Origin of the sequence: Marivibrio sp. (genome assembly GCF_040218065.1) — a bacterium.
In the GTDB taxonomy this organism is placed as follows: Bacteria; Pseudomonadota; Alphaproteobacteria; order UBA8366; family Aestuariispiraceae; genus Marivibrio.
In genome coordinates this window covers 68,393-92,543 of sequence record NZ_JAVJQE010000008.1, presented here as the reverse complement: position 1 = coordinate 92,543, position 24,151 = coordinate 68,393, and the positions used below count along the sequence as shown (strand labels likewise).

General features: G+C 69.0%; 20 protein-coding genes. 10 read left to right on the top strand and 10 right to left on the bottom strand.

Annotation, left to right across the window (positions count from 1 at the left end; translation table 11 throughout):
- Positions 1-64 precede the first annotated feature (64 nt).
- The 6 genes from RIB45_RS06750 to RIB45_RS06725 form a co-directional block, all read right to left on the bottom strand.
- Positions 65-781: a type 1 glutamine amidotransferase domain-containing protein gene (locus RIB45_RS06750; protein ID WP_350049476.1), complete on the bottom strand. Its 717-nt coding sequence runs from the start codon at positions 779-781 to the stop codon at positions 65-67.
- 370 nt (positions 782-1,151) lie between these two features.
- On the bottom strand, positions 1,152-1,742 hold the full coding sequence (locus tag RIB45_RS06745) for an amino acid synthesis family protein (RefSeq protein WP_350049475.1): 591 nt from the start codon (positions 1,740-1,742) through the stop codon (positions 1,152-1,154).
- Positions 1,739-2,623 carry a UPF0280 family protein gene (locus RIB45_RS06740; protein ID WP_350049474.1) on the bottom strand — a complete coding sequence of 295 codons (885 nt, stop codon included), beginning with the start codon at positions 2,621-2,623 and terminating at the stop codon, positions 1,739-1,741. The genes RIB45_RS06745 and RIB45_RS06740 overlap by 4 nt, the downstream gene beginning before the upstream one ends.
- A gap of 4 nt (positions 2,624-2,627) precedes the next feature.
- Entirely contained in the window at positions 2,628-4,160 is a 1,533-nt protein-coding gene (locus tag RIB45_RS06735; protein WP_350049473.1) for a 6-hydroxynicotinate reductase, read from the bottom strand.
- Positions 4,157-6,967, bottom strand: a complete 2,811-nt coding sequence (locus RIB45_RS06730; protein WP_350049472.1) for a molybdopterin-dependent oxidoreductase — start codon at positions 6,965-6,967, stop codon at positions 4,157-4,159. Before RIB45_RS06730 ends, RIB45_RS06735 begins: the two co-directional genes overlap by 4 nt.
- Positions 6,964-7,836: an FAD binding domain-containing protein gene (locus tag RIB45_RS06725; RefSeq protein WP_350049471.1), complete on the bottom strand. Its 873-nt coding sequence runs from the start codon at positions 7,834-7,836 to the stop codon at positions 6,964-6,966. Before RIB45_RS06725 ends, RIB45_RS06730 begins: the two co-directional genes overlap by 4 nt.
- 535 nt (positions 7,837-8,371) lie before the next feature.
- Between RIB45_RS06725 and RIB45_RS06720 the strand changes: the two genes are divergently transcribed.
- Entirely contained in the window at positions 8,372-10,141 is a 1,770-nt protein-coding gene (locus RIB45_RS06720; RefSeq protein ID WP_350049470.1) for a putative bifunctional diguanylate cyclase/phosphodiesterase, read from the top strand.
- 4 nt (positions 10,142-10,145) lie between these two features.
- Here RIB45_RS06720 and phaR read toward each other — a convergent pair whose 3' ends face one another.
- A complete protein-coding gene (gene phaR, locus RIB45_RS06715; RefSeq protein WP_350049469.1) occupies positions 10,146-10,817 on the bottom strand; it encodes a polyhydroxyalkanoate synthesis repressor PhaR in 672 nt (223 codons plus the stop codon).
- A 531-nt stretch (positions 10,818-11,348) separates the two neighbouring features.
- Here phaR and RIB45_RS06710 point away from each other — a divergent pair.
- Positions 11,349-12,713 carry an alpha/beta fold hydrolase gene (locus tag RIB45_RS06710; protein WP_350049468.1) on the top strand — a complete coding sequence of 455 codons (1,365 nt, stop codon included), beginning with the start codon at positions 11,349-11,351 and terminating at the stop codon, positions 12,711-12,713.
- A 208-nt stretch (positions 12,714-12,921) separates the two neighbouring features.
- A complete protein-coding gene (locus tag RIB45_RS06705) occupies positions 12,922-14,097 on the top strand; it encodes an acetyl-CoA C-acetyltransferase (protein WP_350049467.1) in 1,176 nt (391 codons plus the stop codon).
- 27 nt (positions 14,098-14,124) lie between these two features.
- On the opposite strand, the gene RIB45_RS06700 is transcribed toward RIB45_RS06705, so the two are convergent.
- On the bottom strand, positions 14,125-14,583 hold the full coding sequence (locus RIB45_RS06700) for a MarR family winged helix-turn-helix transcriptional regulator (protein WP_350049466.1): 459 nt from the start codon (positions 14,581-14,583) through the stop codon (positions 14,125-14,127).
- 412 nt (positions 14,584-14,995) lie between these two features.
- Positions 14,996-15,550, bottom strand: a complete 555-nt coding sequence (locus tag RIB45_RS06695) for an RT0821/Lpp0805 family surface protein (RefSeq protein ID WP_350049465.1) — start codon at positions 15,548-15,550, stop codon at positions 14,996-14,998.
- Positions 15,551-15,616: 66 nt separating this feature from the next.
- Here RIB45_RS06695 and RIB45_RS06690 point away from each other — a divergent pair, with 66 nt between their 5' ends.
- Positions 15,617-15,952, top strand: coding sequence for a hypothetical protein (locus RIB45_RS06690; RefSeq protein WP_350049464.1), 336 nt, complete (start codon positions 15,617-15,619; stop codon positions 15,950-15,952).
- On the opposite strand, the gene RIB45_RS06685 is transcribed toward RIB45_RS06690, so the two are convergent.
- On the bottom strand, positions 15,931-16,899 hold the full coding sequence (locus RIB45_RS06685; protein ID WP_350049463.1) for a diacylglycerol/lipid kinase family protein: 969 nt from the start codon (positions 16,897-16,899) through the stop codon (positions 15,931-15,933). The two genes, RIB45_RS06690 and RIB45_RS06685, sit on opposite strands and share 22 nt — an antisense overlap.
- A gap of 206 nt (positions 16,900-17,105) precedes the next feature.
- On the opposite strand from RIB45_RS06685, the gene RIB45_RS06680 reads away from it, so the two are divergent.
- From RIB45_RS06680 to lpxK, 6 genes are all read left to right on the top strand, one after another.
- On the top strand, positions 17,106-17,957 hold the full coding sequence (locus tag RIB45_RS06680) for a UDP-2,3-diacylglucosamine diphosphatase (protein WP_350049462.1): 852 nt from the start codon (positions 17,106-17,108) through the stop codon (positions 17,955-17,957).
- Positions 17,954-19,063: a glycosyltransferase family 4 protein gene (locus RIB45_RS06675; protein ID WP_350049461.1), complete on the top strand. Its 1,110-nt coding sequence runs from the start codon at positions 17,954-17,956 to the stop codon at positions 19,061-19,063. The genes RIB45_RS06680 and RIB45_RS06675 overlap by 4 nt, the downstream gene beginning before the upstream one ends.
- Before the next feature lie 141 nt (positions 19,064-19,204).
- Complete coding sequence (locus RIB45_RS06670) at positions 19,205-21,067, top strand: ABC transporter ATP-binding protein (RefSeq protein ID WP_350049460.1); 1,863 nt, start codon at positions 19,205-19,207, stop codon at positions 21,065-21,067.
- Positions 21,068-21,078: 11 nt separating this feature from the next.
- On the top strand, positions 21,079-21,846 hold the full coding sequence (locus RIB45_RS06665; protein ID WP_350049459.1) for a lysophospholipid acyltransferase family protein: 768 nt from the start codon (positions 21,079-21,081) through the stop codon (positions 21,844-21,846).
- Positions 21,843-23,144 carry a 3-deoxy-D-manno-octulosonic acid transferase gene (locus RIB45_RS06660; protein ID WP_350049458.1) on the top strand — a complete coding sequence of 434 codons (1,302 nt, stop codon included), beginning with the start codon at positions 21,843-21,845 and terminating at the stop codon, positions 23,142-23,144. Before RIB45_RS06665 ends, RIB45_RS06660 begins: the two co-directional genes overlap by 4 nt.
- Entirely contained in the window at positions 23,144-24,139 is a 996-nt protein-coding gene (gene lpxK, locus RIB45_RS06655) for a tetraacyldisaccharide 4'-kinase (protein ID WP_350049457.1), read from the top strand. Before RIB45_RS06660 ends, lpxK begins: the two co-directional genes overlap by 1 nt.
- The last annotated feature ends 12 nt before the right edge of the window (positions 24,140-24,151 follow it).

Genomic DNA, 24,151 nt, shown 5'->3' with positions numbered 1-24,151 from the left:
ACCAAAAAACCCCGCCCGAGCGTGAGCCTCGGGCGGGGGCGTTCGGGACGCTAGGGGTCCGGCGTCACGCCGCGTGGCGCTGCTCCGCGTCGCGCAGGGCCTCAAGGAAGAGGGCCGACAGACGCTCCAGCGACATCGGGTTCTGCCCGGTCACCAGGTTGCCGTCGCGCACGGCGTAGGAGGTGAAGGGCTCGCCGCCTTCGACCTTCGCGCCGAGATCCTTCAATTTGCTCTCCAACAAGAAGGGGACGACGCCGTCGAGTTCGACCTTGCGCTCTTCCTCGTCCCGGAAGCAGTTCACCCGCTTGCCCGCGACGATCGGTTCGCCGTCCTTCTTGGCGGCGCCGACGAGACCGGCCGGACCGTGGCAGACCGCGGCGACCGGTCGGTCGGCCATGTAGAAGGCGCCGATGAGGTCCGCCAGCGTCTTATTGTTCGGCATATCCCACATTGTGCCGTGGCCGCCCGGCAGATAGACGCCGTCGTACGCGTCCGCATTCACTTCGGTGAGCGGCAGCGTCTGCCGGATCGTCGCCATCGCCATGTCGTCGTTCAGAAACCGTTCGACGCTCTCAGCGTTCTCGCCGTCCGGTTTGCGGCTGTTCGGGTCGATCGGCGCCTCGCCGCCTTGGACGGAGGCGATATCGACCGTGTGGCCGGCGTCCTTGAAGGCGTAATAGGGATGGGTCAGCTCCTCGAGATGGAAGCCGGTCGGCTTGCCTGTGTCCCCGAGCTGATCGTGCGAGGTCACGACGATTAGGATGCGCTTTTCGTCAGCCATTGCGGCAAAGCCTCCTTTTTGTCCTGAGACATTCTATCGAACGGCCGTGCGCCGTCCGCCAGGCCTTCACCTAAGCTATTGATTTTTCGTTTAAACCCCGATCGGCGAAAAATCCGCAGCGCCCCACACTCGCCATATTCGAGCCCCATGGGGAACACATGGACCGACGACGATAGGCGCAATCCCGATCCGGGGCGCGGATCGGTCGCGGCGAGCGGTTACGGACCCGCGTCGCGGCGCCGCCCCCCTCACGGCGTCGCGACGAAGCCGCGCGAAGCGGCCGGCCGCGCCCCGGACGGGAGGCCTTCTCTCTCCCACGCAATGAAGCGGACGCCTGATGTCTGCAGGAGTGAGCTCGTCAGGACGCAGGCTAGCGCAGCCCGTCGCGCGCGCTGATGTCCGCTTGCGTCAGGCCGCCGACGCGTTCGTGGATTCGGCCGCCGTCGGCCATCGCGATGGCGTAGACGATCTCGCGCGGGCGCGGGGCGTCGGCGACGCGCACTTCGATCGCGGAGAAGTGGCTGCGCACATAGGCCGCGTCGATATGACCGAGCGGCACGTCGAGCCCCGCCCCGCAGGCGCCGACCTTCTTCGACGAAGGCACGATGGCCAGCGCCTCGCCCAACAGCCGTCGCATCGCCCAACCGCCGGGGACATGCCACAGCGCGCCGTGCTCCAACTCCCCGTCGACGCCCACGATCGCCCCCTTGCCGTAGGCTTCGATCGCCCGCTTGTCGCCGCCCATGGCGACGAGCAGACGGGCGGCCATCTCGTCGCCAAGCGGCTTCAGCGTCTCCATGAACCCCTCGATCTCGGGCGCGAACGCGCCGGCGAAGGGATTGGCGATGACGGCCGCCGCCCAACCGACCAGCACGGGCTTGTCGGGCGGCGGGCCGAATTCATGCCGGATCTCTTCGACATGAGTGACGATCTTGCGGATCTCGATGGTGGGGTCGCTCATGCGGGGACGCTCCGATCTGCGGATGGAAGGACGACGGCGGGTCCGGGCGCTTGCAACGGGCCGAGAGCCCGCCGCCGCCCTCGCAGGCTCAACACCGCGCCGAGGATCAGCCCTTGGGTCTGGAACTGCGCCGCGCGCTCGAAGCCCGCGGCCAACGCCCGATCAATCGCGGCGTCGGAAAGCGGGCCGAGCGCGGTCACCGCCGGCCGCTCGCCCAGATCGCTGTCCGGGTCGAGGGAGGCGGCCGGCCGGCGCGTCACCGCCGGGTCGTCGACGTCCACGGCGTTGGCGATCAATGTGGCGGCGGCGTCGGCCTGGGCCGCAGTTTCCGCCAGCACGGTGACGGCGTCGGCTATCCCCAACGAGAATGAGCGTCCGCCGCGCCCGCTGGTGGCGAGGCCGCGCCCGCGCTGACCGGCGTCTAGATCGACCCGGCCCGCCGGCTCCGCCGTATCGAGATCGGCGAGGAGGCCGACCCCTATCTGCGTCCCGGGGGTGAGGAAAAAGGCCACGTCTCCCCCATTGTTCACATAGGCTTTGGCGAGCCGTCGTGCGCGCGTCATCGCCGCCAACAACTCGTCCGCAACCGCGCCGGCCACGGCGGCCATCGGCGTGACGAAGGCTTGGTCGCTGAACGGCAGGCACGCCCAACGCATGCGCTGGGCGACGGGTCCGCGCGGGCTGACGGCGCCGATCGGCGCGCGTAACAGCGGCAATTCCTCGGCCAGCGAGGGCAAAATGTCTGGAAAGCGCGCCTCGGCCTGATCGTAGGCGGCCTCCACCTCCGCGAACGGCCCCTCGGCTTCCACGATCAGATCGATCGGTCCGTGCTGCAGATGCAGGCGACCGTCGGCCAATCGGGCGGCGAAGGGCGGGGTCATGGGATCACAGCGCCTCTTCCGCCGTCTTCGGGTCGTGCGGCCAAGGCAGGTCCGCGCGCGCATCAATCAGGCGCCGCCCGTCCGGCGTCTCGATCCGATCCAGCGCGACGATCGCCGCCTCATGCCCGCCCAGCGCCAGATAGTCCGCGCGGCTCATGCTGAATTCGATCGGCGCGACCAGGGCGGGCGTCGGGACCGATCCGAAGGCCTCGTCCGGCGTCTGCGTCACATCCACCATCACCGTGATCCCGCCGCCCGGCCAGACATAGGCGGGCGCGCCCCCGACCGTCACCCGGGTCAGCGCGTCGCGCACCGAACGGGTTAGGCGCACCGGATTCTCCGTCACGCCCGCGCGCAGGCTGCCCCCCGCCCCGCCGAGGAACAGGACGGAGCACAGCGCCGGCTCGCAATTCTCCGCAATCCGGTCGACCACCTGGGCGAGCGGCGCGGGCATCTCCGTCGGGACGGGCGTCAGATCCTCGTCGAGCACGCAGTAGAGCGCGTCCTCGCCCGTGGTCGAGACCATGAAGAGGCGCAGGCCCGGCCAGGCCTTTTTGGGGTCGATCTTCTCGATGATGGTGAGCGGGTCGGTTACGTCCGTGCCGCCCCAGCCGGCGCCGGGGCGCGCGGTCTGAAAATACCGCCCCGGCGTCGATTTGCGCCCGCGCACGCGGATCCCGCTCGGGCTCATGTCGAGATAGGCGCCCGCCTGATGTTCGCTCAACACGCCGGTTATGTGATCGTCGACCACGATCACCTCGTCGGCGTGGCCGCGCCATTGTTGGGCGAACATGCCGATGGCGGCGCTGCCGCATCCGACGCGCATGCGCCGCTCCTGCTCGCCGTCGACGATCGGCGCCGCGCCGGCCTGGACGGTCAGTTTGGCGCCGCCGTCGATCTGCATCTCCACAGCGCGCTTGTTGCACAGATCGAGCATCGCCTTACAGGTGACGACGCCTTCCTTCTTCGCCCCGCCGGTCAGATGGCGAACCCCGCCCAGCGAGAGCATCTGCGAGCCGTACTCCGCCGTGGTGACGTGGCCGATCGGTTCGCCGTCGACCAGGACGTCGGCCTGTTCCGGCCCGATATGTCGATCGGTGTCGATCTTCACCTTGAGAGAGCAGTAGCTGAAGATCCCCTCGGTCACCACGGTGACGGTGTCGACGCCGCGCCATTTGCCGGCGACGATGAAAGGGGCCGGCTTGTAGTCGGGATAGGTCGTGGTGGCGCCGATCCCGGTGACGAAGACCGGAGCGTCCGAGGTCAGACTCCCATCCCACGCCCCTTGCGGCTTCAGGAAGCGCACGACTTGGCCGTCGGGCTTCTGTTCGGTCTTTTGCAGCAAGGTCAAGGGATCGGTCCGCGCGAGGCGGCCGTCGATGTTGGCGTACCGGTCGCAGGCGCCGGTCCGGCCCGGCCGGATGCGGCAGATCACCGGGCAGGCGTCGCAGCGCACGACGCCGTCGCCGCCCGAGTCCTGGCCCTTGGTCGGCGGCGCGCCCTCGACGGCGGAGGTGTCGCGGCGAGTCTCGGTCACGCGCCCTCCTGTCGCACGGTGTCGATCGCCTCCAACACCCGATGCGGCGTGGCCGGAACCTGGCGGATCACCGCGCCGGTCGCCTGCCGAATCGCGCCCAGGATGGCCGGCGCGGTCGGAACCAGCGCCGGCTCGCCGATGCCCTTGGCCCCGAACGGGCCCTCGCGCTCAGGGTCCTCGATGAGGATGCAGTCGATCTGCGGCATGTCGCCGAAGGTTGGAATGAGATAATCGTGCAGGTTCTCCGTGCGGCCGTGGACGTACTCCTCCATCAGCGCGAGGCCGAGGCCCTGCGCCACGCCGCCGTGGATCTGCCCCTCGACCAGCGTGGGGTTGACGGCGCGGCCCACGTCATGGGCGGCCAAGAGCCGCGTCGGCCGGACCGTGCCCAACTCCAGATCAACCTCGACCTCCGCGATCTGGGCGGCGAAGCCGTAGGTGGCGTAGGGCGCGCCCTGCCCGTCCGCGTCCAGCGTCGTCGTCGGCGGATCGAATCGCCCGACCCCCAGCAGCACGGCGCCCGGCGGCCCCATCTCGACCTCGCCCAGCTCTTCGAGCGCGACACGCTTTTCAACCCCGTCCTCATAGGCGGCCACGCCGTCCTCCAGGAAGCGGATCTCCGCGTCGGGGCCGGCGTTGGCGTGGCGGCGGACTTCGGCGAGCAACGCCTCCGCCGCCTCCTTCACCGCGCGCCCCGAGACGAAGGTCTGGCGCGACGCGGAGGTCTTGCCGGCGTCAAGAGTCGCGTCCGTGTCGCCGGTCACCTGGGCGATCCGCGCGACCGGGACCCCAAGCGTCTCGGCGCAGATCTGCGGCATCACGGTGTACGTGCCTTGGCCGATGTCGACCGCGCCGTTGTAAAGCGTGATCCCGCCGCGCCGGTCTAGCGCGACCTGCATGTTGGACGGATTGGACATCGAGGTGTTGCCGCAGCCGTACCACATGCAGCCGACGCCGACGCCGCGGCGCAGCGGCGATCCCGACGCCTCAGCGGCCGCGTTGGCGGTTACGGCGGCGGCGCGCCACTGCGCCCACGCGCCCTGCACGGCCTCCAGGCACGCCGCCATGCCGACCGATTGCTCGATCACCTGGCCGGTCGCCGTGCGGTCGCCGGCGCGCAGCGCGTTCTTCAGGCGGAAGGCCACCGGGTCCTCCCCAAGCGCCGCCGCCAGATCGTCCATCAGCCCCTCGGTCGCGATCGCGCCCTGCGGCACGCCGAAGCCGCGGAAGGCGCCGGACGGGCACTTGTTCGTGTGAATGGCCGCGCTGGTCGCCAGCACGTGCGGAACCCGATAGGGGCCGGTGGCGTGAACCGGCACGCGCCCGGCCACGGTCGGACCCCAGCTCGCGTAGGCGCCGGTGTCGAAATCCGCGTGCATGCGAAGGGCGGTCAGCCGGCCGTCCGCGTCCGCCGCCAGCGTCGCGTCGATCCGCGCCGGGTGCCGCTTGGTGCTGGCGCGCATCGACTCAGGCCGGTCATAGACATAGCGCACCGGTCGGCCGGTCAGCCAAGCGGCGACGCCCAGGATCGGCTGCAGCGAGACGTCCAGCTTGCCGCCGAAGCCGCCGCCGCAGGCGGTGGGCACGATGCGGACGCGCTCTTGCTCGAAGCCGAGAACGTTGGCGACCTCCTCAAGATCCATGTAGGGCGCTTGCGTACAGGCGTACACATGAACTCGATCGCCGACGCGTACGGCGTATCCCGCCTCAGGTTCAATATAGGCGTGCTCGACGAAGCCGGTTTCATAACGCCCCGCCGCGCGCACGACGCCGACCTCCAACGCCGCCTCCGCGTCGCCCGCCTTGACCCGGCCTCGGATCAGGACGTTGTGCTCCTCCAGGCGCGGGTGCAAGGCGGCCGACCGCGCGGGATCGCGGGCCGCGTCCAGATCTTCGACCGCCGGCAGGACGGCCCATTCGATCGGCAGGTCGGCGTCGGTCAACCGGTCGATCGTCTCACGGTCGCCCAGCAGCGCGCAGACCGCATCGCCGCGGTACAGCACCCGACCCTCCGCCAGAACCGGCTGGTCCTTGATTGTCGGATAGATGCCGAAACCGTTCAGACCGGGGATGTCGGCGGCCGTCAGAACCCGGTCCAGGCCGGGGAAGCGTGCGTGCAGGCCCCGCAAGTCGCCGATCGTAAATCGCGCGTGCGCGTACGGGCTGCGCACGACGCGCATATGCAGGCAGTTTTCCGGAAAGGCGTCAGCGCCGTAACGCTCCGTGCCGTCCAGTTTCGGCGCCCCGTCAAGCCGGGCCACCCGCGCGCCCATCGCCCGAGTCTCGGCGTTGTCGGCCGGCGGGGCGGGACCGTTGCCGGCGGCGTCCAGCACCGCCTCGACGATTTTCTGGTAGCCGGTGCAGCGGCACAGCACGCCGCCCAGCGCGTCCATCGCCTCTCGCCGGTTCGGCCGTGCGACTCGGGCCAGCAGATCATGCGCCGCCATCAGCATGCCCGGCGTGCAGATCCCGCATTGCGCCGCCCCGTGCGCCAGGAAAGCCTCTTGCAACCGGTCGAGCCGCCCGTCCGCGGCCAGCCCCTCCACCGTGCGGATCTCGGCGCCGTCGGCTTGGGCGGCGGGCACCAGACAGGCGCAGACCTGCGCGCCGTCGAGCAGCACAGTGCAGGCGCCGCAGTCGCCGGCGTCGCACCCGACCTTGGTCCCGATCAGACCGAGATCTTCGCGAAGCACGCGGGTCAAGCGCCGGCCCGCGGGCACGCGCAAGCGTTCGGCCTTGCCGTTCACCGTCAAGGCTACGTCGATTTGCGCGCCCGCTTCGCTCGGTCGATCCAGGGCGTCGGTCATGCGGCGTTCTCCTCCGCCTCGGCGGGGACCCGGACGACATCCTCAAGCGCCCGGGCGACGAGAGTCCGCGCCGCGCGCCGGCGATAGGCCGCGCTCGCGCGGACGTCGTCGATCGGCTGCAGCTCCGCGAGATGCGCCTCACTCACAAGCGCGCCTAGGCCCGGAGCGGCCGGCCGGCCGACAAGCGCGGCCTCAAGCTCGGACAGGCGTTGAGCCGTGGCGGAGCAGGCGCCGACCGCGATCCGCGCCGCAGCTACGGCGCCGCCATCGTCGACTTCGAGCGTCGCGGCGACCATCGCGATCGAGATCACCAGATAACGTCGCGCGCCGAGCTTGAGGAAACGACTCGCCGCCGGACGGTCGGGTTTGGGCAGATGGATCGCCGTCAGCAGCTCGTCCGGCCGCCGCGCCGTGGCGCGGTAGCCGATCAGAAAGTCCGCGAGCGGCAGCCGGCGTGGGCCCGCGACGCTGTGCAGCTCGACCGCCGCATCGGCCGCGAGAAGGCAGGGCGTTCCGTCCGCCGCGGGCGAGGCGTTGCACAGATTGCCCGCCAGCGTGCCGCGATTTTGAATCTGCACGCCGCCGATCTCCCGCGCCGCCTGCTTCAGGGCGTCGAACCAGGGCGGAAGCTCGGCCTCCACGACGTCGGTCCAGGTTGTGCGGCCGCCGAGGACGAAGGCCTGCGCCTCCTCGCGAATGAAGCGCAGTTCGGAAATCCCGCCGATGTCGAGAACGGCCTCCTCCGCGTGCGGGCCCACGCGGGCCGGATAATGATCCGTGCCGCCCGAAAGCACGACCAGCGGCCTCTCGGCCAGCCGCTCCAACGCCGCCTGAAGCGTCGTGGGTCGATGATAGACGGGGCCCGTCATGTCGGCCGGAACTCCCTTGACGTCGCGCCTGTTCGCCCCTCGCTCGCGCCGCACCCGGCCTGCGAGGATTGTTTGTGTACGAACGAGTTTGCGGCAAATCCGTTTCCCGGGCAAGGGGCGGCGGCGCCCGGGACGCGCGGCCCGCGACGGGCGCGGCGCCGGTTTGGAAGCGAGGGCGGAGACGACGGATCTTCATTCCTTATTAACCCGTGCGTCTTAGGGTTGCGAACGATCGAGAGGGACCTGCGTCGGGACAGGTCTATTTGTGCAACGCAAACTCTTGTCGATCCGCGGCGAATTGTTTGATAGTCTGAAAGACGTCGTAATAGTCGATGGGAGTCGCAGCGTTTTGTTTTTGCAGGGGCGGGACTGATTACCGGGAGGCCTACTTGGTCCGGCGCACCGGATCGACGGCGAACAGAAAGGACGAACGACGCGCCATCCGATAGGACGGGAGCCGAGCGAGCGTCGCTCGGGCGGGGCGTCGAGCGGGCATGATCGGAACCCCAAGCAGGAAGAGTGCGACGGTGCGGCCATGGAGTTGGACGGCGAGCCGATGACGGCGCAACCCCCACCCGACCCTGCGATGCGGGACGGCGCAGACGCGATCGCCGACGACCGCACGCCGGCCTCGGGGCCGGGGCCGATCGTGCGCGCGGCCTTGGAGGCTTCGGGCGACCTGGCCTATGTCTGGGACCTGCAGGACGACCGGATCGATTGGGCGGGCGACGTGGCCGGCATCTTCGGTCGCGCGGCCCCGCCGTCCGTCGCTGACGGCGAAGCCTTCAACGAGCGCATCAACGCCGAAGATCTGGCGCGACGGCTCAAGGTGTTGAACGAACATCTGTCTACCGGCTCGCCCTATGACTGCGAATATCGCATTCGACGCGAAGACGGCTCTTTCGTCTGGGTTCACGACCGCGGCGGCATGAGCGTCGGCGGCGACGGGGAGCCGCAAAGTCTGGCCGGCACGCTGCGGGTCATCACCCGTCGGAAACAGGCTGAGAGCCTGCTGGAGCATCGCGCGAACTTCGACGAATTGACCGGCCATCTCAACAAGGCGCGACTGCGCGAAGCGCTGCAGAGCGCGCTGGCCTATAACCAGCGTTACAAGGTTTCGGGCGGTTATCTTGCGGTCGGCCTCGACAAGCTCTCGATGATCAACGACGGCTACGGGCACGAGACCGCTGACGCCGTCATCATCGCGGCCGGGCAGCGGATCGAGCGCTGCCTGCGGATCACCGACGTGATCGGGCGTATCGGCGGCGACCGCTTCGGCATCGTGCTGGCGCAATGCGACGAGGACGGGTTGGCGCGCACGGCCGAAAAGATCCTTGAGGCCTTCCGCGCCGCGCCGTTAGAGACGGCCGACGGGCCCATGCGCCTCACCGTTTCGATCGGCGGCGTCTCGATCCCCGGCTTCATCCGCACCGCGCAGGACGCCATGACCGGAGCGGAGAGCGCGCTGCAGGAAGCCAAGGCGGCGGGCCGCAACTGCTTCGTGCGCTACGAGATGTCGAGCGAACAACGCGAACGCCAGCGCCGAAACATCGAGGTCGGAGAGGACGTGCTGCGCGCGCTGGACGACGACCGCATCGTGCTGGCCTATCAGCCGGTCGTGTGCGCGCGCACCCGGGAGACGCGCTATTTCGAGACGCTGCTGCGCATGTATGACGAGCACGGCCAGTTGCGCTCGGCCGGTGAGTTCGTGCCGATTCTCGAGAAGCTGGGCTTGATCCGTCTGCTCGACCTGCGCGCGCTCGAACTCGCCGCGCAGGATCTGCGCCGGCACCCGAACGTGGCGCTCGCCGTCAACGTCTCGTCCATGACGGTCATCGACCCGTCCTGGATGCGCACGCTGGTCAGTCTGGTGACGGGCAGCCGGTCGATCGCCGAACGGCTGACGATTGAGATCACCGAGACGGCGGCGCTGGAGGATTTCGACGTCACGGCGCGCTTCATCAGCAACGTGCGCGATCTCGGCTGCAAGGTGGCGCTCGACGATTTCGGCTCGGGCTACACCTCGTTCCGACACATGAAGTCGCTGACGGTCGACGTCGTGAAGATCGACGGAGCGTTCGTCACCGACATCGCCAACAGCCCGGACAACCAGCTGTTCGTGCGTACGCTGCTGGGCTTGGCCGAAGGCTTCGGCCTGAAGACGGTGGCGGAATGCATCGAGAGCGAGGAGGACGCCCGGATCCTCAGCCGTGAAGGCGCCGACTTCCTGCAGGGCTGGCACCTCGGCCGGCCGGAAGTCGCGCCCGATTGGCGCAAGGTCGATCCGGACCGCGATCCGGCCTGACCCGCTATTTCTTCTGCATGTCCTTGAGCTGGCGCTGCATCTCGGCGAGTTGAGACTGCAGCGCCTCGACCCGCTGCGCCTGATCGGCGGCGGCCTGACGATTGGCCTCACTCGGCTCGCCGGTCGGATCCGCCGCCTCGTCGTTTGGGAACGGCGTGAAGGCGCGCATCGCGCGTTCGAAGATCTCCATGTTCTTCTTCCCCATCTCCTCCAACTGGCCGAAGGGGAACACGGTTCCGAAGGCGTCCGACATGTAGCTGCGCATCTTCTCCTGATTCTCCGCGAACGAGCGGATCGAGAAGTCGAGATACTGCGGCAGCATCATCTGCTGCATGTTGTCGCCATAGAAACTGATGAGTTGGCGCAGGAAGCTGATCGGCAGGAGATTCTGGCCGGTCTTCGCCTCCTCCTCCACGATGATCTGAGTGAGCACCGAGCGGGTGATGTCTTCGCCCGTCTTGGCGTCGTAGACCGCGAACTCCACCCCCTCCTTCACCATTTTGCACAGATGGTCGAGGGTGACGTAGCTGCTGGTGGCCGTATTGTAGAGCCGGCGGTTCGCGTATTTCTTGATGGTGACCGGCGCGCCCTCGCGGCCGTCGCCTTTACCGCCGCCCGCCTTGCCCGTCTTTTTCGCCGCCCCCGCCTGGCCGGCGCTCTCGCGTTCGTCCGCCATCGATCCGCTCCTTCCACGAGAGCCGTCTCGCGCGCGCTTTGCGAAGGGGTCGCCCGAGTGTCGACCGCCCCGCGCCCTTGCGCGAAGTAAGGGCATACTGCACCGCGCAATGAGGCGGCGCAAGCGCGGCGGGCGCCGACGCCGATCGGCCTAACCCCTTGGAGCCGCGGGCGCGTCCGGTCTATAGTCCGCCCGCGGCGGCGGGTGCGGCGCCGCCTGCGAGGCAAGGAGGATCGAGCGAGCCGATGAGCCCGAGCCGAGACGGCGAAGAGGATTTGGCGGCGCTTGCCGAACGGTTCGCAGCCCTGTGGCGCGAGCAGGCGGCGCGCACAGCCGACGACCCGGCGACGGCGGAGGCGATGGCTTTGCTCGCGCGCTTCTGGCGTCCCTTCTGGCTCGACGGCGCCTGGCCGCCCGAGGCCGGACGGGATCCGGTCGGAGCGCCGGGCGCCGATCCCGGCGCGATGATGCGCCAAATGCAGGCGATGGCCGCCGCGATGACCGGCGGGGCGGCGCAACAGGGAGGCGCGGATGACGGAGCGGCGCGAACCACCGGCCCGCATGGGACCGCGGCCGCTGGCGGTGCATCTGACGACCGCGATCGGCGTCTCAATGAGTTCGATCGCCGCCTCCGCCGCCTTGAGGAGCGGCTCGATTCCCTGGGCGGCGGACCTGCGGCCGGAGGCGGCGGCGATCGAGGCGGCGCTGCAGGCGCTGGAAAGGCCGCCGGCGCGAAAGGCGGCGGCGGAAAAGGCCGCGCCAAAAAAAAGGCGGCGGCGAAACGAGCCGCCGCCAAACGGCCGGCCGGACGAAAGCCCCGATCCTGACGCCGTGCGCCGCGCCTTCGCCGGCGCGGTCCAGAGGGTGGAGCAACGCCGGCTCGCGGCCATGCTCGACGGGATCGAGCGGTATCGCAGCCACCCCTATCGGCGCACGCTCGCCGATCCGCCGGCGGTCTGGCGGGAAGGCGGGGCTCGGCTTTTGGATTTCCGCGCGCTGCGTCGCGGATCAGCGAAGGGCGCGGTGCTGCTGACGCCGTCCCTGGTCAATCGGGGCTACGTGCTCGACCTGTCCGAGCGGTGCAGTTTTGCGCGGTGGCTGGCGCAGGACGGCTTCGACGTCTTCCTGATGGATTGGGGGGCGCCGGGCGCGGAGGAGCGCAGCTTCGCCCTCGCCGACGTGGTCGCCCGGTTGGGGCGCGCCGCCGCCGCGGCGGCCGAAGCCGCCGGCCGGCCCGTGGGCCTTCTCGGCTACTGCATGGGCGGTCTGCTGGCCTTGCCGCTGGCCGCCGGCTGGTTGGGCCCGCATCCGCCGATCGACCGATTGGTGCTGCTCGCCGCGCCCTGGGACTTCCACGCCGAACGCGCGGCCCAAGCGCGCGCGCTGGGCGCGACGGCGCAGCTTTGGGCGCCGGCGATCGCCGGATTGGGCGTGCTGCCTGTCGACGCCATTCAGGCGCTGTTCGCCGCCCTCGACCCTGATTTGGCGCCGCGGAAGTTCGCCGCCTTCGCGCGCATGGCGCCGGAGAGCGCCCGCGCGCACGCCTTCGTCGCGTTGGAGGACTGGCTCAACGACGGCGTCCCGCTTCCGGCGGCCGTGGCTGAAGAATGTTTGATCGGATGGTACGGCGAAAACCGGCCGGCCCGCGGAGGGTGGCGGCTTGGCGGATTCCCGGTCGATCCAGGCGCGGTCGGCGTCCCGAGCCTCGCGCTCGCCCCGGCGGGCGATCGGATCGTGCCGCCGGCCTCGGCGCGGGCGCTGGCCGCGGCCGTGCCGGGCTGCCGGCTGATCGAGCCGGAGGCGGGCCATATCGGCATGATCGTCGGCGCGAGCGCGCCGGATCGGGTCTGGCGGCCGATCGCCGACTTCCTTGCAGAGCGCGGCGACGGCGCCTAGGTGCAAGACGGCGCGCCGGGCGGCAAGCGCGTTGCCCGCATGCGCCCCGGTCGCTACAGTCTTTTTGCGACGCAGCGCCGCGCAGGCGCTGCAGCGCCAGTTTTCGTACGCCCGCGTCCGTGGGCTCGCCCGTCGGCCGATCGCCGACCTTGAGCCGGGACGCCGACAGATCGCATCCAAGCGAACGCACCCAAGCGGAGGAGCATCCATGACCGACATCGTAATCGCCGGCGCGGCCCGCACGCCGGTCGGCGCCTTCAACGGCGCGCTGAGCAGCGTCCCCGCCCACTATCTCGGCAGCGTCGCGATCAAGGAGGCGTTGAGCCGCGCCAAGGTCGCGCCGGAAGACGTCGACGAGGTGGTGCTGGGTCAGATCCTGACCGCGGCCGAAGGCCAGAATCCCGCCCGTCAGGCGGCGGTCGAGGCCGGCATCCCGGTTGAGAAGACGGCCTATCAGATGAACCAGTTGTGCGGGTCCGGCCTGCGCTCGGTCGCACTCGGCCTGCAGGCGATCAAAGCGGGCGACGCCGACATCATCGTCGCCGGCGGCCAGGAGAGCATGAGCCAGGCGCCGCACGCCGCGCACCTGCGCAACGGCCAGAAGATGGGCGACCTTAAGTTCGTCGACACCATGATCAAGGACGGTCTGTGGTGCGCCTTCAACGGCTATCACATGGGCAACACGGCCGAGAACGTCGCCCGCCAGTGGCAGCTGACGCGCGAGCAGCAGGACGAATTCGCCGCGCTGTCGCAGCAGAAGGCCGAGGCCGCCCAAAAGGCCGGCCGCTTCAAGGACGAGATCGTCCCCGTGACGATCAAGGGCCGCAAGGGCGAGACCGTCGTAGAAGATGACGAGCATCCCAAGCACGGCACCACGGCCGAAAGCCTTTCCAAGCTGCGCCCGGCCTTCGACAAGGAGGGCACCGTAACCGCGGGCAACGCATCGGGCATCAACGACGGCGCGGCCGCCTGCGTGTTGATGAGCGCGGCCGAGGCCGAGAAGCGCGGGATCGAGCCGCTGGCCCGGATCGTCTCCTGGGCGACCGCCGGCGTCGACCCCTCGATCATGGGCACGGGTCCGATCCCGGCCTCGCGCAAGGCGCTGGAGAAAGCCGGCTGGAGCCCGGAAGACCTCGACCTGATCGAGGCGAACGAGGCCTTCGCCGCTCAGGCGCTGGCCGTCAACAAGGACATGGGCTGGAACCCGGAGAAGGTGAACGTGAACGGCGGCGCGATCGCGCTCGGCCATCCGATCGGCGCCTCCGGCCAGCGCGTGTTCGTCACCCTGCTGCACGAGATGGTCAAACGCGACGCGAAGAAGGGCCTCGCCACGCTGTGCATCGGCGGCGGCATGGGCATCGCGATGTGCGTGGAGCGGGACTGACTTCCGCGCCGCCTGAGGATTTGAGCCTCAGGCGATCTTCTTCAGAAGCGCGATCAGCGCGCGCCGCTCGGACTCGCTCAAAGGGTCCAGCGTGCGCGCGCTGACTTTTTCGGCCGACGGGATCAGCGCCTGCGCCAACCGGCCGCCCGCCTCGCTTGCGCTCAACAGCGTGCGGCGGCGGTCGCTCGGGTCCGGGCGCCGCTCGATCAGGCCGCGCTCCTCAAGCCGCCGGATGACCCCCTGGATCGTGGCCGGATCCATCGCCGTCTCGCGGCCGAGGCGGTTTTGGGAGACCGGGCCTGCATCGACGAGGCGCATCAGCGCAGCGAGTTGCATCGGCGTCATGCCGGGATCGTCCAGGGTCTCCTGGAAGACGGCCGTGGCGCGTTGGTGCGCCCGGCGCAGCAGATGGCCGATCTGCTCGGTGACGTCGTACTCCGACGCCCGGCCCTCGTCCGGCGCCGTTTCCCCGCGCGCGTCGCTCATGCGATCGACAGACGCCATTAACCCGACCCCGCCCGACGGTTGTGCGCGACATAAAATGTCGCCGCGCAAGCCGTTTGAGTACGAATGTTCGTGTACATACAAGGCGAAGCGACGGCCCGGTGCAAGGGCGGGGTTCGGCGCGCGCAGGGACGCTTACGTTTTTTCTCGCCTGATCAGATACTTGACGACAATGACGGCGGGAAGCTCCAGCCGATTTTTCGCGACGATCTCTTGCCATGCTGCACCGCACATGCCATATTGTGCAACGCAGCATGGCGCGCCTCGCCATGTTGTAGCGCCGGGAGGCCGAGGCTTCCCCAAGCGCTCTTTTGGGCGTTTCCTCCCTAAACTTGGGCCGCGCTTCGGCGCGGCCTTTTTTTTCCACAGGCAGAAGCGACGCGAAAGGGAGGCCTCAGCCGACGACCCACGCGCCGACCGCATTGCGGCAGGCGGTCTCTTCGCCGTCATAACGCTCGCCCTCGACTTCGATCATGGCGGCGTAATCGCGGCAGATCCGCCCCTCGCCGTCGAGATAGGTGCGCAGCGGCGTGATCGTGCCGTTCGAGCCCGTATCGGGGTTGCGCCAGGCCGCCGTCTCGCCCGCCGGGGCCTCGGTCAGGCTGAAGTAGGCGGTCTCCTGCATCACACGGCGATCCCAAACCGTCAGCCGATCGGTCACTTCATAGCCGGCGTAGCCGCCGGCCGCGCCCAGCACGAACGCCGCCACCCATTGCCCGGAGCCGCCTCCGAACAACGAATAGCCGATCAGCGCGCCGGCCGCCGCCCCGGCGATCGTGCCTGAGGCCAGCTTGTCCTCCCGGCTGCTGTTCGGGCTGATGCACCCCGTCAGCGCCAGCGCCAGCGCGCCGACGAGCAAGCCGCGGCCGGCGCGCCGGCGGCGATCTTTGCGTCGGGTCTCTTGAAAATCGACCTCCGGCGCCTTCATCTCGATGAGCGTCATGGTCATCGCGCCCCATCCTCAGGATCGTCGTTTCCGCCCGTGCGCGGGCGTCAGGAAGAGCAAGCACGAAGCATGCCAGCACGTTCGCCCGTCCGCCGCCCACGCCTTGGACCCGCCGCCGCGACGCTGCTGCTGTCCGCGCTCATTGTGGGCGCCTGCGCGGAGCGGGCGCAATGGGTCAATGAAGATGCGCCTCAGGAGCGTTGGGGCCAAGATCGCGCCGCCTGTCGCGAGCGCGCGGATCGGCTGGCCGGCCGACAGCTGGAACGCGACCGATCCTCAGACTGGATCAGCGGCGATACGGGCGCGCTCAGCGAACAGTTCGCGGTCGAGGACGCCAAACGGCTGCGGCGCGATCTCTACAATCGATGCATGGGCGCGCGGGGCTACGAGTTGAAGGGGGAGTGACGGTCGAGCGCCGCGCTCTCCTTCGACTCCGTCGGCCGCACGCTCGCCACTCGGGCCGGGTCGGCGACGATCAACGACAACTCCGCCTCGCCCACACCGACGCTCAAGGGCGTCCGGCCGATCAGATCGCCGTCGCTTTGCACCGGCTCGCCGACCGGTCCCGCGAAGACCACCGACCGAGCGCGCCGCACCTCTGCGCTTTGGAGCCGCGGAATGCGGTTCAGCAACAACGCCAGACCGCACAGGATCAGGCTGCGCTTACGCCCGTCTTTCAGCAGCACGACCGTCAGCCGATCGTCGGCGAGACGCGCGTCCCGCGCGATGATGAACGGTCCCGCGTAATGCGCCGCGTGGGTCGCCACGACCAACGCCGCCCTTTCCGGGACGCCGTCGATCTCCACCTCAATCGGCGCGGGCGTCGCGCGGAAAATCTCCCGCACGGCGGCGAGGGCGTAGGCCGCCTTTCCGATGCGCCGCTTCAGCGCCGAATCGACGCCCGCCACCACGCGAGCGTCCAGGCCCGCGCTCGCCATCAACAGAAAGCCGCGGGTCCCGGCGCGGGCTGGGCGAATGCGCACCACGTCGCCCCAGGCCACTGTGGTCGCGGCCCGCCGAACGCCGAGTCCGTGGCCCAACTCCCAGGCCAGCACGTTGGCGGTTCCCAAGGGCGCGATCGCCAGCGGCAGCGAGCGGCCGATCAGCCCGTTCGCAACTTCATTGATGGTGCCGTCGCCGCCGGCCGCCAGCACGACGTCGACCGAGGCGGGGTCCAGTGCGCCGGCGATCCGCGTGGCGTCGCCGGGTCCTTCCGTCCGGCGCAGCAGTATTTCATGTCCGGCCGCCTTAAGCCGCTTCAGCAGACCGCGCAGCCGGCCGCGCTGGCGGGCGCCCGCGGCCGGATTGTAGATCACGGCCACGCGGCGCCGATTCGCGGGACAAGGAGTCATGCAAGACCTTTCCAAGGGATCGACCGATAAATTATCGCGTTTTTTGTCGGATTAACGACGTTAACATTTACTTTCGGTGACAGAGACGTGAAGTCATGGTGAAATCCCAAATACTCATACGCCTATACTCCGATCTGTAACATTGAGTCCTTATCACCGCCCCAACGAACGCGCTGGATACTGAGGCAACCGGAAAGGACCTCGCCATGCACGGGATTCGCGGCGTCAGCCGGTACCGCACCGTCTGGATTTCCGACACCCATCTCGGCACCCGCGGCTGCAAAGCCGACTATCTTCTCGATTTCCTGAAACACGTCGAGGCCGAGACGATTTATCTCGTCGGCGACATCATCGACGGTTGGCGTCTCAAACGCTCCTGGTATTGGACCGAGACCCAGAACGCGGTCGTCCAGGAAATCCTGAAAAAGACCCGGCACGGGACCAAGGTCGTCTACGTACCCGGCAATCACGACGAATGCCTGCGCGACTACACTAATCTTTTCTTCGGCGGCGTGCTGGTCGCGCCGGAGGCGATCCACGTCGGGGCCGACGGGCGGCGCTTTCTGGTGCTGCATGGGGACGAATTCGACAGCGTCGTGCGCTATGCGAAGTGGCTCGCGCTGCTGGGCGACTGGGCCTACACGATGCTGCTGGCGCTCAACGGCCAGGTGAACCGGGTTCGACGCTGGCTGAAACTGCCCTACTGGTCGCTTTCCGCCTATCTCAAGCACAAGGTCAAGAACGCGGTCGAATTCATCAGCGCGTTCGAAGACGCGGTCGCCGACGAAGCGCGCAAACGCGGCGTCGACGGCGTGATCTGCGGTCATATCCATCACCCGGAGATGCGGATGATCGGCGACATCCTTTACTGCAACGACGGCGATTGGGTGGAGAGCTGCACCGCGCTGGTCGAAGCCCAGGACGGCCGCCTCGAGATCCTGCGCTGGACCGAGGCGCCGGAGCGCATCGGGGCGCTGCCGCCCCTGCCGGCCCCGTCGTCGATCGCGCCGCCAATGAAACCGCCTGTCGAGACCGCCGCGCGAGCGACCGTCGGATGACCGGGGTCACGGCGTCCGCCGCCCTCGACGCCGAGGGCGGCGCAAGCGCGTCGGACGACGCGCGCGTCGCGGCGACGGCAGCGTCCGGCGCGCCGATCGCCATCGTTTCCGACGCCTGGTTCCCGCAGATCAACGGTGTGGTTCGCACATTGGAGCGCACCGCACGCGACCTCTCCGCGCTCGGCCACCCGACCGAGGTGATCGGCCCGGACCGCTTCCGCACGATCCCCTGTCCGAGCTATCCGGAAATCCGGCTCGCCGTCGACGCGCGGTTCAAACTGCCCGGCCTGCTGGACGCGCGGGCCGACAGCGCGATCCATATCGCGACCGAAGGCCCGCTTGGGCAGGCGGCGCGACGCTATTGCCTGAGGCGCGGGCGGCCGTTCACCACCGCCTTTCACACCCGGTTTCCAGAATACATTCACGCCCGCATCCGCGCGCCGCTGAGTTGGAGCTACGCCTTCATGCGCCGGTTTCATGCGCCCGCGCTCGCCACCATGGTGACGACCGACAGCATGAAGCGCGATCTTGAGGCCTGGGGGTTCGAGCATCTGCGTCTGTGGAGCCGAGGCGTCGACATCGCCCTGTTTCGCCCGCAGCCGAAAGACGCGCTGGACTTGCCTCGGCCTATTTTCATGAATGTCGGGCGCGTCGCGATCGAAAAGAACATCAAGCAGTTTCTCGACCTGGACCTGCCCGGCAGCAAGGTCGTGGTCGGCGACGGGCCGCAACTGGCCGAATTGCGCGCCGCCTATCCGGCGGTGCATTTCCTCGGCGCCAAGACGGGAGAGGATCTGGCCCGTCATTACGCCGCCGCCGACGTCTTCGTCTTCCCGAGCCGCACGGACACGTTCGGCCTCGTGCTGCTGGAAGCGCTGGCGAGCGGCGTGCCGGTCGCGGCGCTGCCGGTGAACGGTCCGCTGGACGTCATCGGGAGCGCGCCGGTCGGCGCGCTCGACGAAGACCTCGGCGCGGCCGCGCGTCGCGCGCTCGACGTCGATCCGGCGGCCTGCCGGGCGCATGCGCTCACCTTCTCCTGGGAGGCGTGCGCGCGGCAATTTCTCGAGAATCTGCAACCGGTGCTGACCCGCGTCGAAGCGTCGTAACCTTCATTTTTCAGCCTCTTCGGGGCGCTCAGTCGGAGTGACGCGCCCGGACGCTCATGCTATACGCAGCCCATCTTCGAAGGGGCCGGCTCGCCGCCGACGCCCCGAAAAGGCGTTTCGATCAAGGGAAGACCTCTCAGCGTGTCCGATCCAAACAAGAAGCGTAAGGATAAAGCGCGGCTCACGCTTGACCACGACACGCGGGTTCTGGTGGCGCGTCTTTGGCGCGACTACATGCGTCACTATCTCATGCGCATCGTCTTCGCCGTCATCTGCATGGCCATCGTCGGCGCGGCCTCGGGCGGTATCGTCTACTTGGTCGAACGCACCCTAGACGACGCTCTGATCCAAGGCGACGAAGCGATGATTTGGTTCGTCGCGGCGGGCTTTCTATCGGTGGCGGTGATCCGCGGGACGGCGAATTTCGGGCAGACGACGCTGATGCATTCGGTCGGCCTGCGCATCATCGAGCGCATGCAAAGCCAGATGTTCCGATCCCTGCAGCGCGCGGACATCCAGTATCTGCACGACGAAGGCACGGCGCGGCAGCTCTCGCGCTTCTCGAACGACGTTCACTTCCTGCGCGACGCCATCTCGAAGGTCTTCACCAGCGCCGGACGGGACATGATCGTCGTCGTCGTGCTGGTGGGGCAGATGTTCTACCTGAATTGGCAGATGGCGATCGTCGCCTTCGTCTTCTTCCCGCTGTCGGTCATGCCCATCATCCGGATCGGCCGACGACTGCGCCGCGTGTCGGCGCACACGCAGACGGAGTTCGGGCAAATGACCTCCGTGCTCGACGATTCGCTGAAGGGCGCGCGCCAGGTGCGCGCTTACCGCATGCAGGAGTACGAGCAGCAGCGCGCCGACGGCGCCTTCGCGGCCATGTACAAGCTGATCTTCAAGGCGGCGGTCGTGCGTTCGCTGACCTATCCGATCATGGACGGTCTCTCCGGCGGCGCGCTGGCCGCGATCCTGGTTTGGGGGGGATACCAGATCATGGAGGGCGCCATGACGGTCGGGCAGTTCATGGCCTTCTTCATGGCCGTGATCACCGCCTACCAGCCTATGCGCTCGCTCGCCAACCTGAACGCCGCCTTGCAGGAAGGCCTCGCCGCGGCCCAGCGCATCTTCGCGATCATCGATCACGAGCCGCAGATCCAGGACAAGCCGAACGCCAAGACGCTGGTCCCGCAGGACGGTCGCGTTTCGCTCAAGAGCGTGGAGTTCTCCTACTCTTCGGGCGACCCCGTACTGCGCGGGGTGGACATCGAAATCCCGGCTGGCGAAACCGTGGCGCTCGTCGGGCCGTCCGGGGCGGGAAAATCGACGGTGCTCAACCTCATTCCGCGGTTTTACGACGTGTCCGCCGGCTCGGTCGAAATCGACGGCCAGGACGTCCGAGACGTTACGCTGGATTCCCTGCTGGCCCAGATCGGTCTGGTCAGCCAGGAGACCACGCTGTTCAACGACACGGTTCGCGCAAACATCGCCTACGGCCGCATCGACGCCCGGGAGGAGGACGTGATCGACGCCGCGAAAGGCGCGGCGGCGCACGAGTTCATCGCTGATCTGCCGCAGGGCTACGACACCGTGGTCGGCGAGCAGGGCTTGAAGCTCTCCGGCGGACAGCGCCAGCGGATCGCCATCGCTCGGGCGATGCTGAAGAACGCGCCGATCCTGTTGTTGGACGAGGCCACCTCTGCGCTCGACACAGAGTCGGAGCGCCAGGTGCAGGGCGCGTTGAAGCGGCTGATGACCGGCCGCACGGTCGTTGTGATCGCCCACCGCCTCTCCACCATCGCGGACGCCGACCGCATCTACGTCATGGACAAGGGGCGGGTGGTCGAAACCGGCGATCATCATGCGCTGAGCGCCCGGGGCGGACTTTACGCCCGGCTGCAGGCGATGCAATTCCAGCCGGACGCCGGGGCCGCGGCGGAGGCGGATGAGACGCCCGAGGCGGTCGAGGCGGAGCGACCGGCGGCGGCCGGACAGCACTGAGGCGGCGCCTGATGACTTGGTCGGCCCGCTTTTTCAGGTCGCGCACAGCCTATTCGATCGCTCGCGAAATCATCGTTTGGTACATTCGCTTCGTGTATCTGACGTCGCGCTTTGACTTGGCCGGACAGGAAGCGCGGGACGCGCTTAAGGCGCAGGGGCGGCCCTTCCTCATCGCTCTGTGGCACAATCGCATCGCGATGATGCCGTACGCCTGGAAAGAGGAGACGCGCGCCCTGACCGTCCTCGCGTCCGCGCATCGCGACGGCCGGCTCGTGAGCGAGGGGCTCGGCCGTTTCGGCTTCAGCGCCGTGCCGGTGGACAGCCGGCGAGGCGGCTCGGGACCGACGCGGGAGATTTTGCGCCTTCTCAAGCAGGGAAAATGCGTCGGCATCACGCCGGACGGGCCGCGCGGGCCGCGCATGCGGCTGCGCGGCGGCATGATCACCATCGCCGCCATGGCGCAGGTTCCGATCGTGCCGGTCGCCTACAGCGCCACGCGTCGCCGGTTGCTCGGCAGTTGGGATCGCTTCATCCTGCCGCTTCCGTTTTCGCGTCTGGTGTGTCTGTGGGGGGACCCCATCGACCCCCCGCCGCGCGGCGATGCGGACGCGTTCGAACGAGTGCGCGAATTGGTGGAACGTCGGATGACCGACTTGAGCGACGAATGCGACCGCCGATGCGGCGTCTCCCCGATCCCGCCGGCCGACCCGCCTCCCTCGTCCGAGACGCAGCCGCCCGCGCCGCCGGCCTCCGGCGCGTCCTACGAGGGCGGGCGATGATCTGGCGCGGGCTTTACCGCAGCGCCCTCGCCGCCTCGCGGCCGGCGCTGTCGCTTTACCTCAAACGACGGCTCGCCCGCGGCAAGGAAGATCCCAAACGCTTCCCCGAGCGGCTGGGCCATGCCTCGATCGAGCGCCCGACCGGCCCGCTGGTCTGGATTCACGCCGCCAGCAACGGCGAGGCGATGTCCGCGCAGCCGCTGATGGAGGCGCTCGCCGCCCGAGACCCGGACGCCTCGATCCTCCTGACGACGGGCACCGTCACATCCGCCCGCTTGATGGCGAGCCGCCTGCCGACGAACGCCGTCCACCAGTATGCGCCGATCGACCAGTTGGGCCCGGTTCGGCGCTTTTTGGCGAATTGGCGCCCCGACGCGGGCGTGTGGTTGGAATCGGAACTTTGGCCCAACCTTCTGTGGGAGATGCGCGACGACGGACGGCCGACCCTGCTTATCAACGGCCGCATCTCCGAACGCAGCTTCCAGCGTTGGCGCCGAACGCCGGGTCTCGCTCGCGATCTTCTGGGCGGCTTCGACCTCTGCTTGGCGCAAACCCCGCGCGAAGCGGAGCGGCTGAACCGCCTCGGCGCACGCGACGCCGACTGCGTGGGCAATCTCAAATTCTCCGCTCCTCCCCTGCCGGTCAACGCGGATCTTCTGGCGGCGTTGCGTCACGCGGTGGGCGCACGGCCGCTGTGGGTTGCGGCGAGCACGCATGCGGGCGAAGAGGAAATCGTCGCCGACGTGCACGCCCGCCTCGCCCCGCAACGCGACGGGCTGCTCACGATCCTCGCTCCGCGGCATCCGGTGCGCGGCGATGCGGTCGCCGAGCATCTGCGCGGCCAGGGATTCCGGGTGGCCCGGCGCTCGGAGACGCCGACGCCGCCGCCGGACGCCGAAATCTATCTCGCGGATACGCTGGGCGAATTGGGGCTGTTCTACCGGTTGAGCGAGATCGCGCTGATTGGCGGCAGCCTGATCGGCGGGGTCGGCGGGCATAATCCGGTCGAGGCCGTGCATCTCGGCGCCGCGCCGCTGTTCGGCCCCGATATGGCGAACTTCGAGACCGTGGCGGACGAACTGCTCCAGGCCGGCGGGGCGCGGCGCATCGAGTCAGCGCAAGAGGCGGCGGCCGCGGTCGCCGCCTTGCTGGACGATTCCGACGCGCGGCGCGCGATGAGCGCCGCCGCGGCCGACGTCGCGGCGCGCAATCGCGGCGTGGCGCAGCGCGTGATGCAACGTCTTGAGCCCTTTCTGCCGCCGGTCTCCAAGCCTGTGAAGCGCGCGGAGACGTCCTGATGCGGGCGCCGGGCTTCTGGGCGGAAGACGGATGGCGGGCCCGCGCGCTCACCCCGGCCGCCGCCCTGTTCTGCGCAGCCGGAGCGCTGCGCCGGCGCCTCGTGCGGCCGGTCCGCGTCTCGGCTCCTGTGATCTGCGTCGGCAATCCCACCCTGGGCGGCGCCGGCAAGACGCCCACGGTGCAAGCGATCGTCGCCCGATTGCAGGCGAGGGGCGCAACGCCGGCCGTTCTGCTGCGCGGCTACGGCGGCGCGGCGACCGGTCCGGTGCGGGTCGATCCGACACGCCATACGGCGCGCGATGTGGGCGACGAAGCGCTGTTGCACGCGGCGCGCGCGCCGACGGTCGTCGCCGCCGACCGGCCGGCCGGCGCACGCCTGGCGATCGAGCAGGGCGCCGATTATCTGGTGATGGACGACGGCTTCCAGAATCCGAGCCTTCGGAAGGATCTTTCCATTCTGACGGTCGACGGCGGCGTCGGGTTCGGCAACGGGCGGGTCGCCCCGGCCGGCCCGCTGCGCGAGCCGCTTGCGGCGGCGCTGGCGCGCGCCGACCTGATCGTCCTCATCGGCGAGGATCGCACCGGCGCGCGCGCCGCGCTAGCGAGCCGCGCGCCGATCCTGGAGGCTGCGCTCGCGCCCGTCGATCCGAGTCCGGAGTTGCTCGGCGCGCGGCTCGTCGCCTTCGCCGGCATCGGCCGGCCGCGCAAGTTCTTCGAAAGTTTGGAGGGGGCGGGCGCGAACCTTGCAGAAACCCGGGCTTTTCCGGATCATCACACCTACGAGTCGGCGACCCTTGCGGAACTGCGCGAGACGGCCGAGCGCTCTGGGGCGCGGCTGGCGACCACCGAGAAAGACGCCGCGCGCCTGAGCGTCGTGCAACGCGAGAGCCTGCGCACCTCGCGCGGCGCGTTGATCGTGCTGCGCGTGCGCCTGGCGTTCTCGGACGAAAGCGCGCAGCTGTTGGAGGAGCGCCTCACGGCTCTGAGACCTTGATGACGGCGAGGG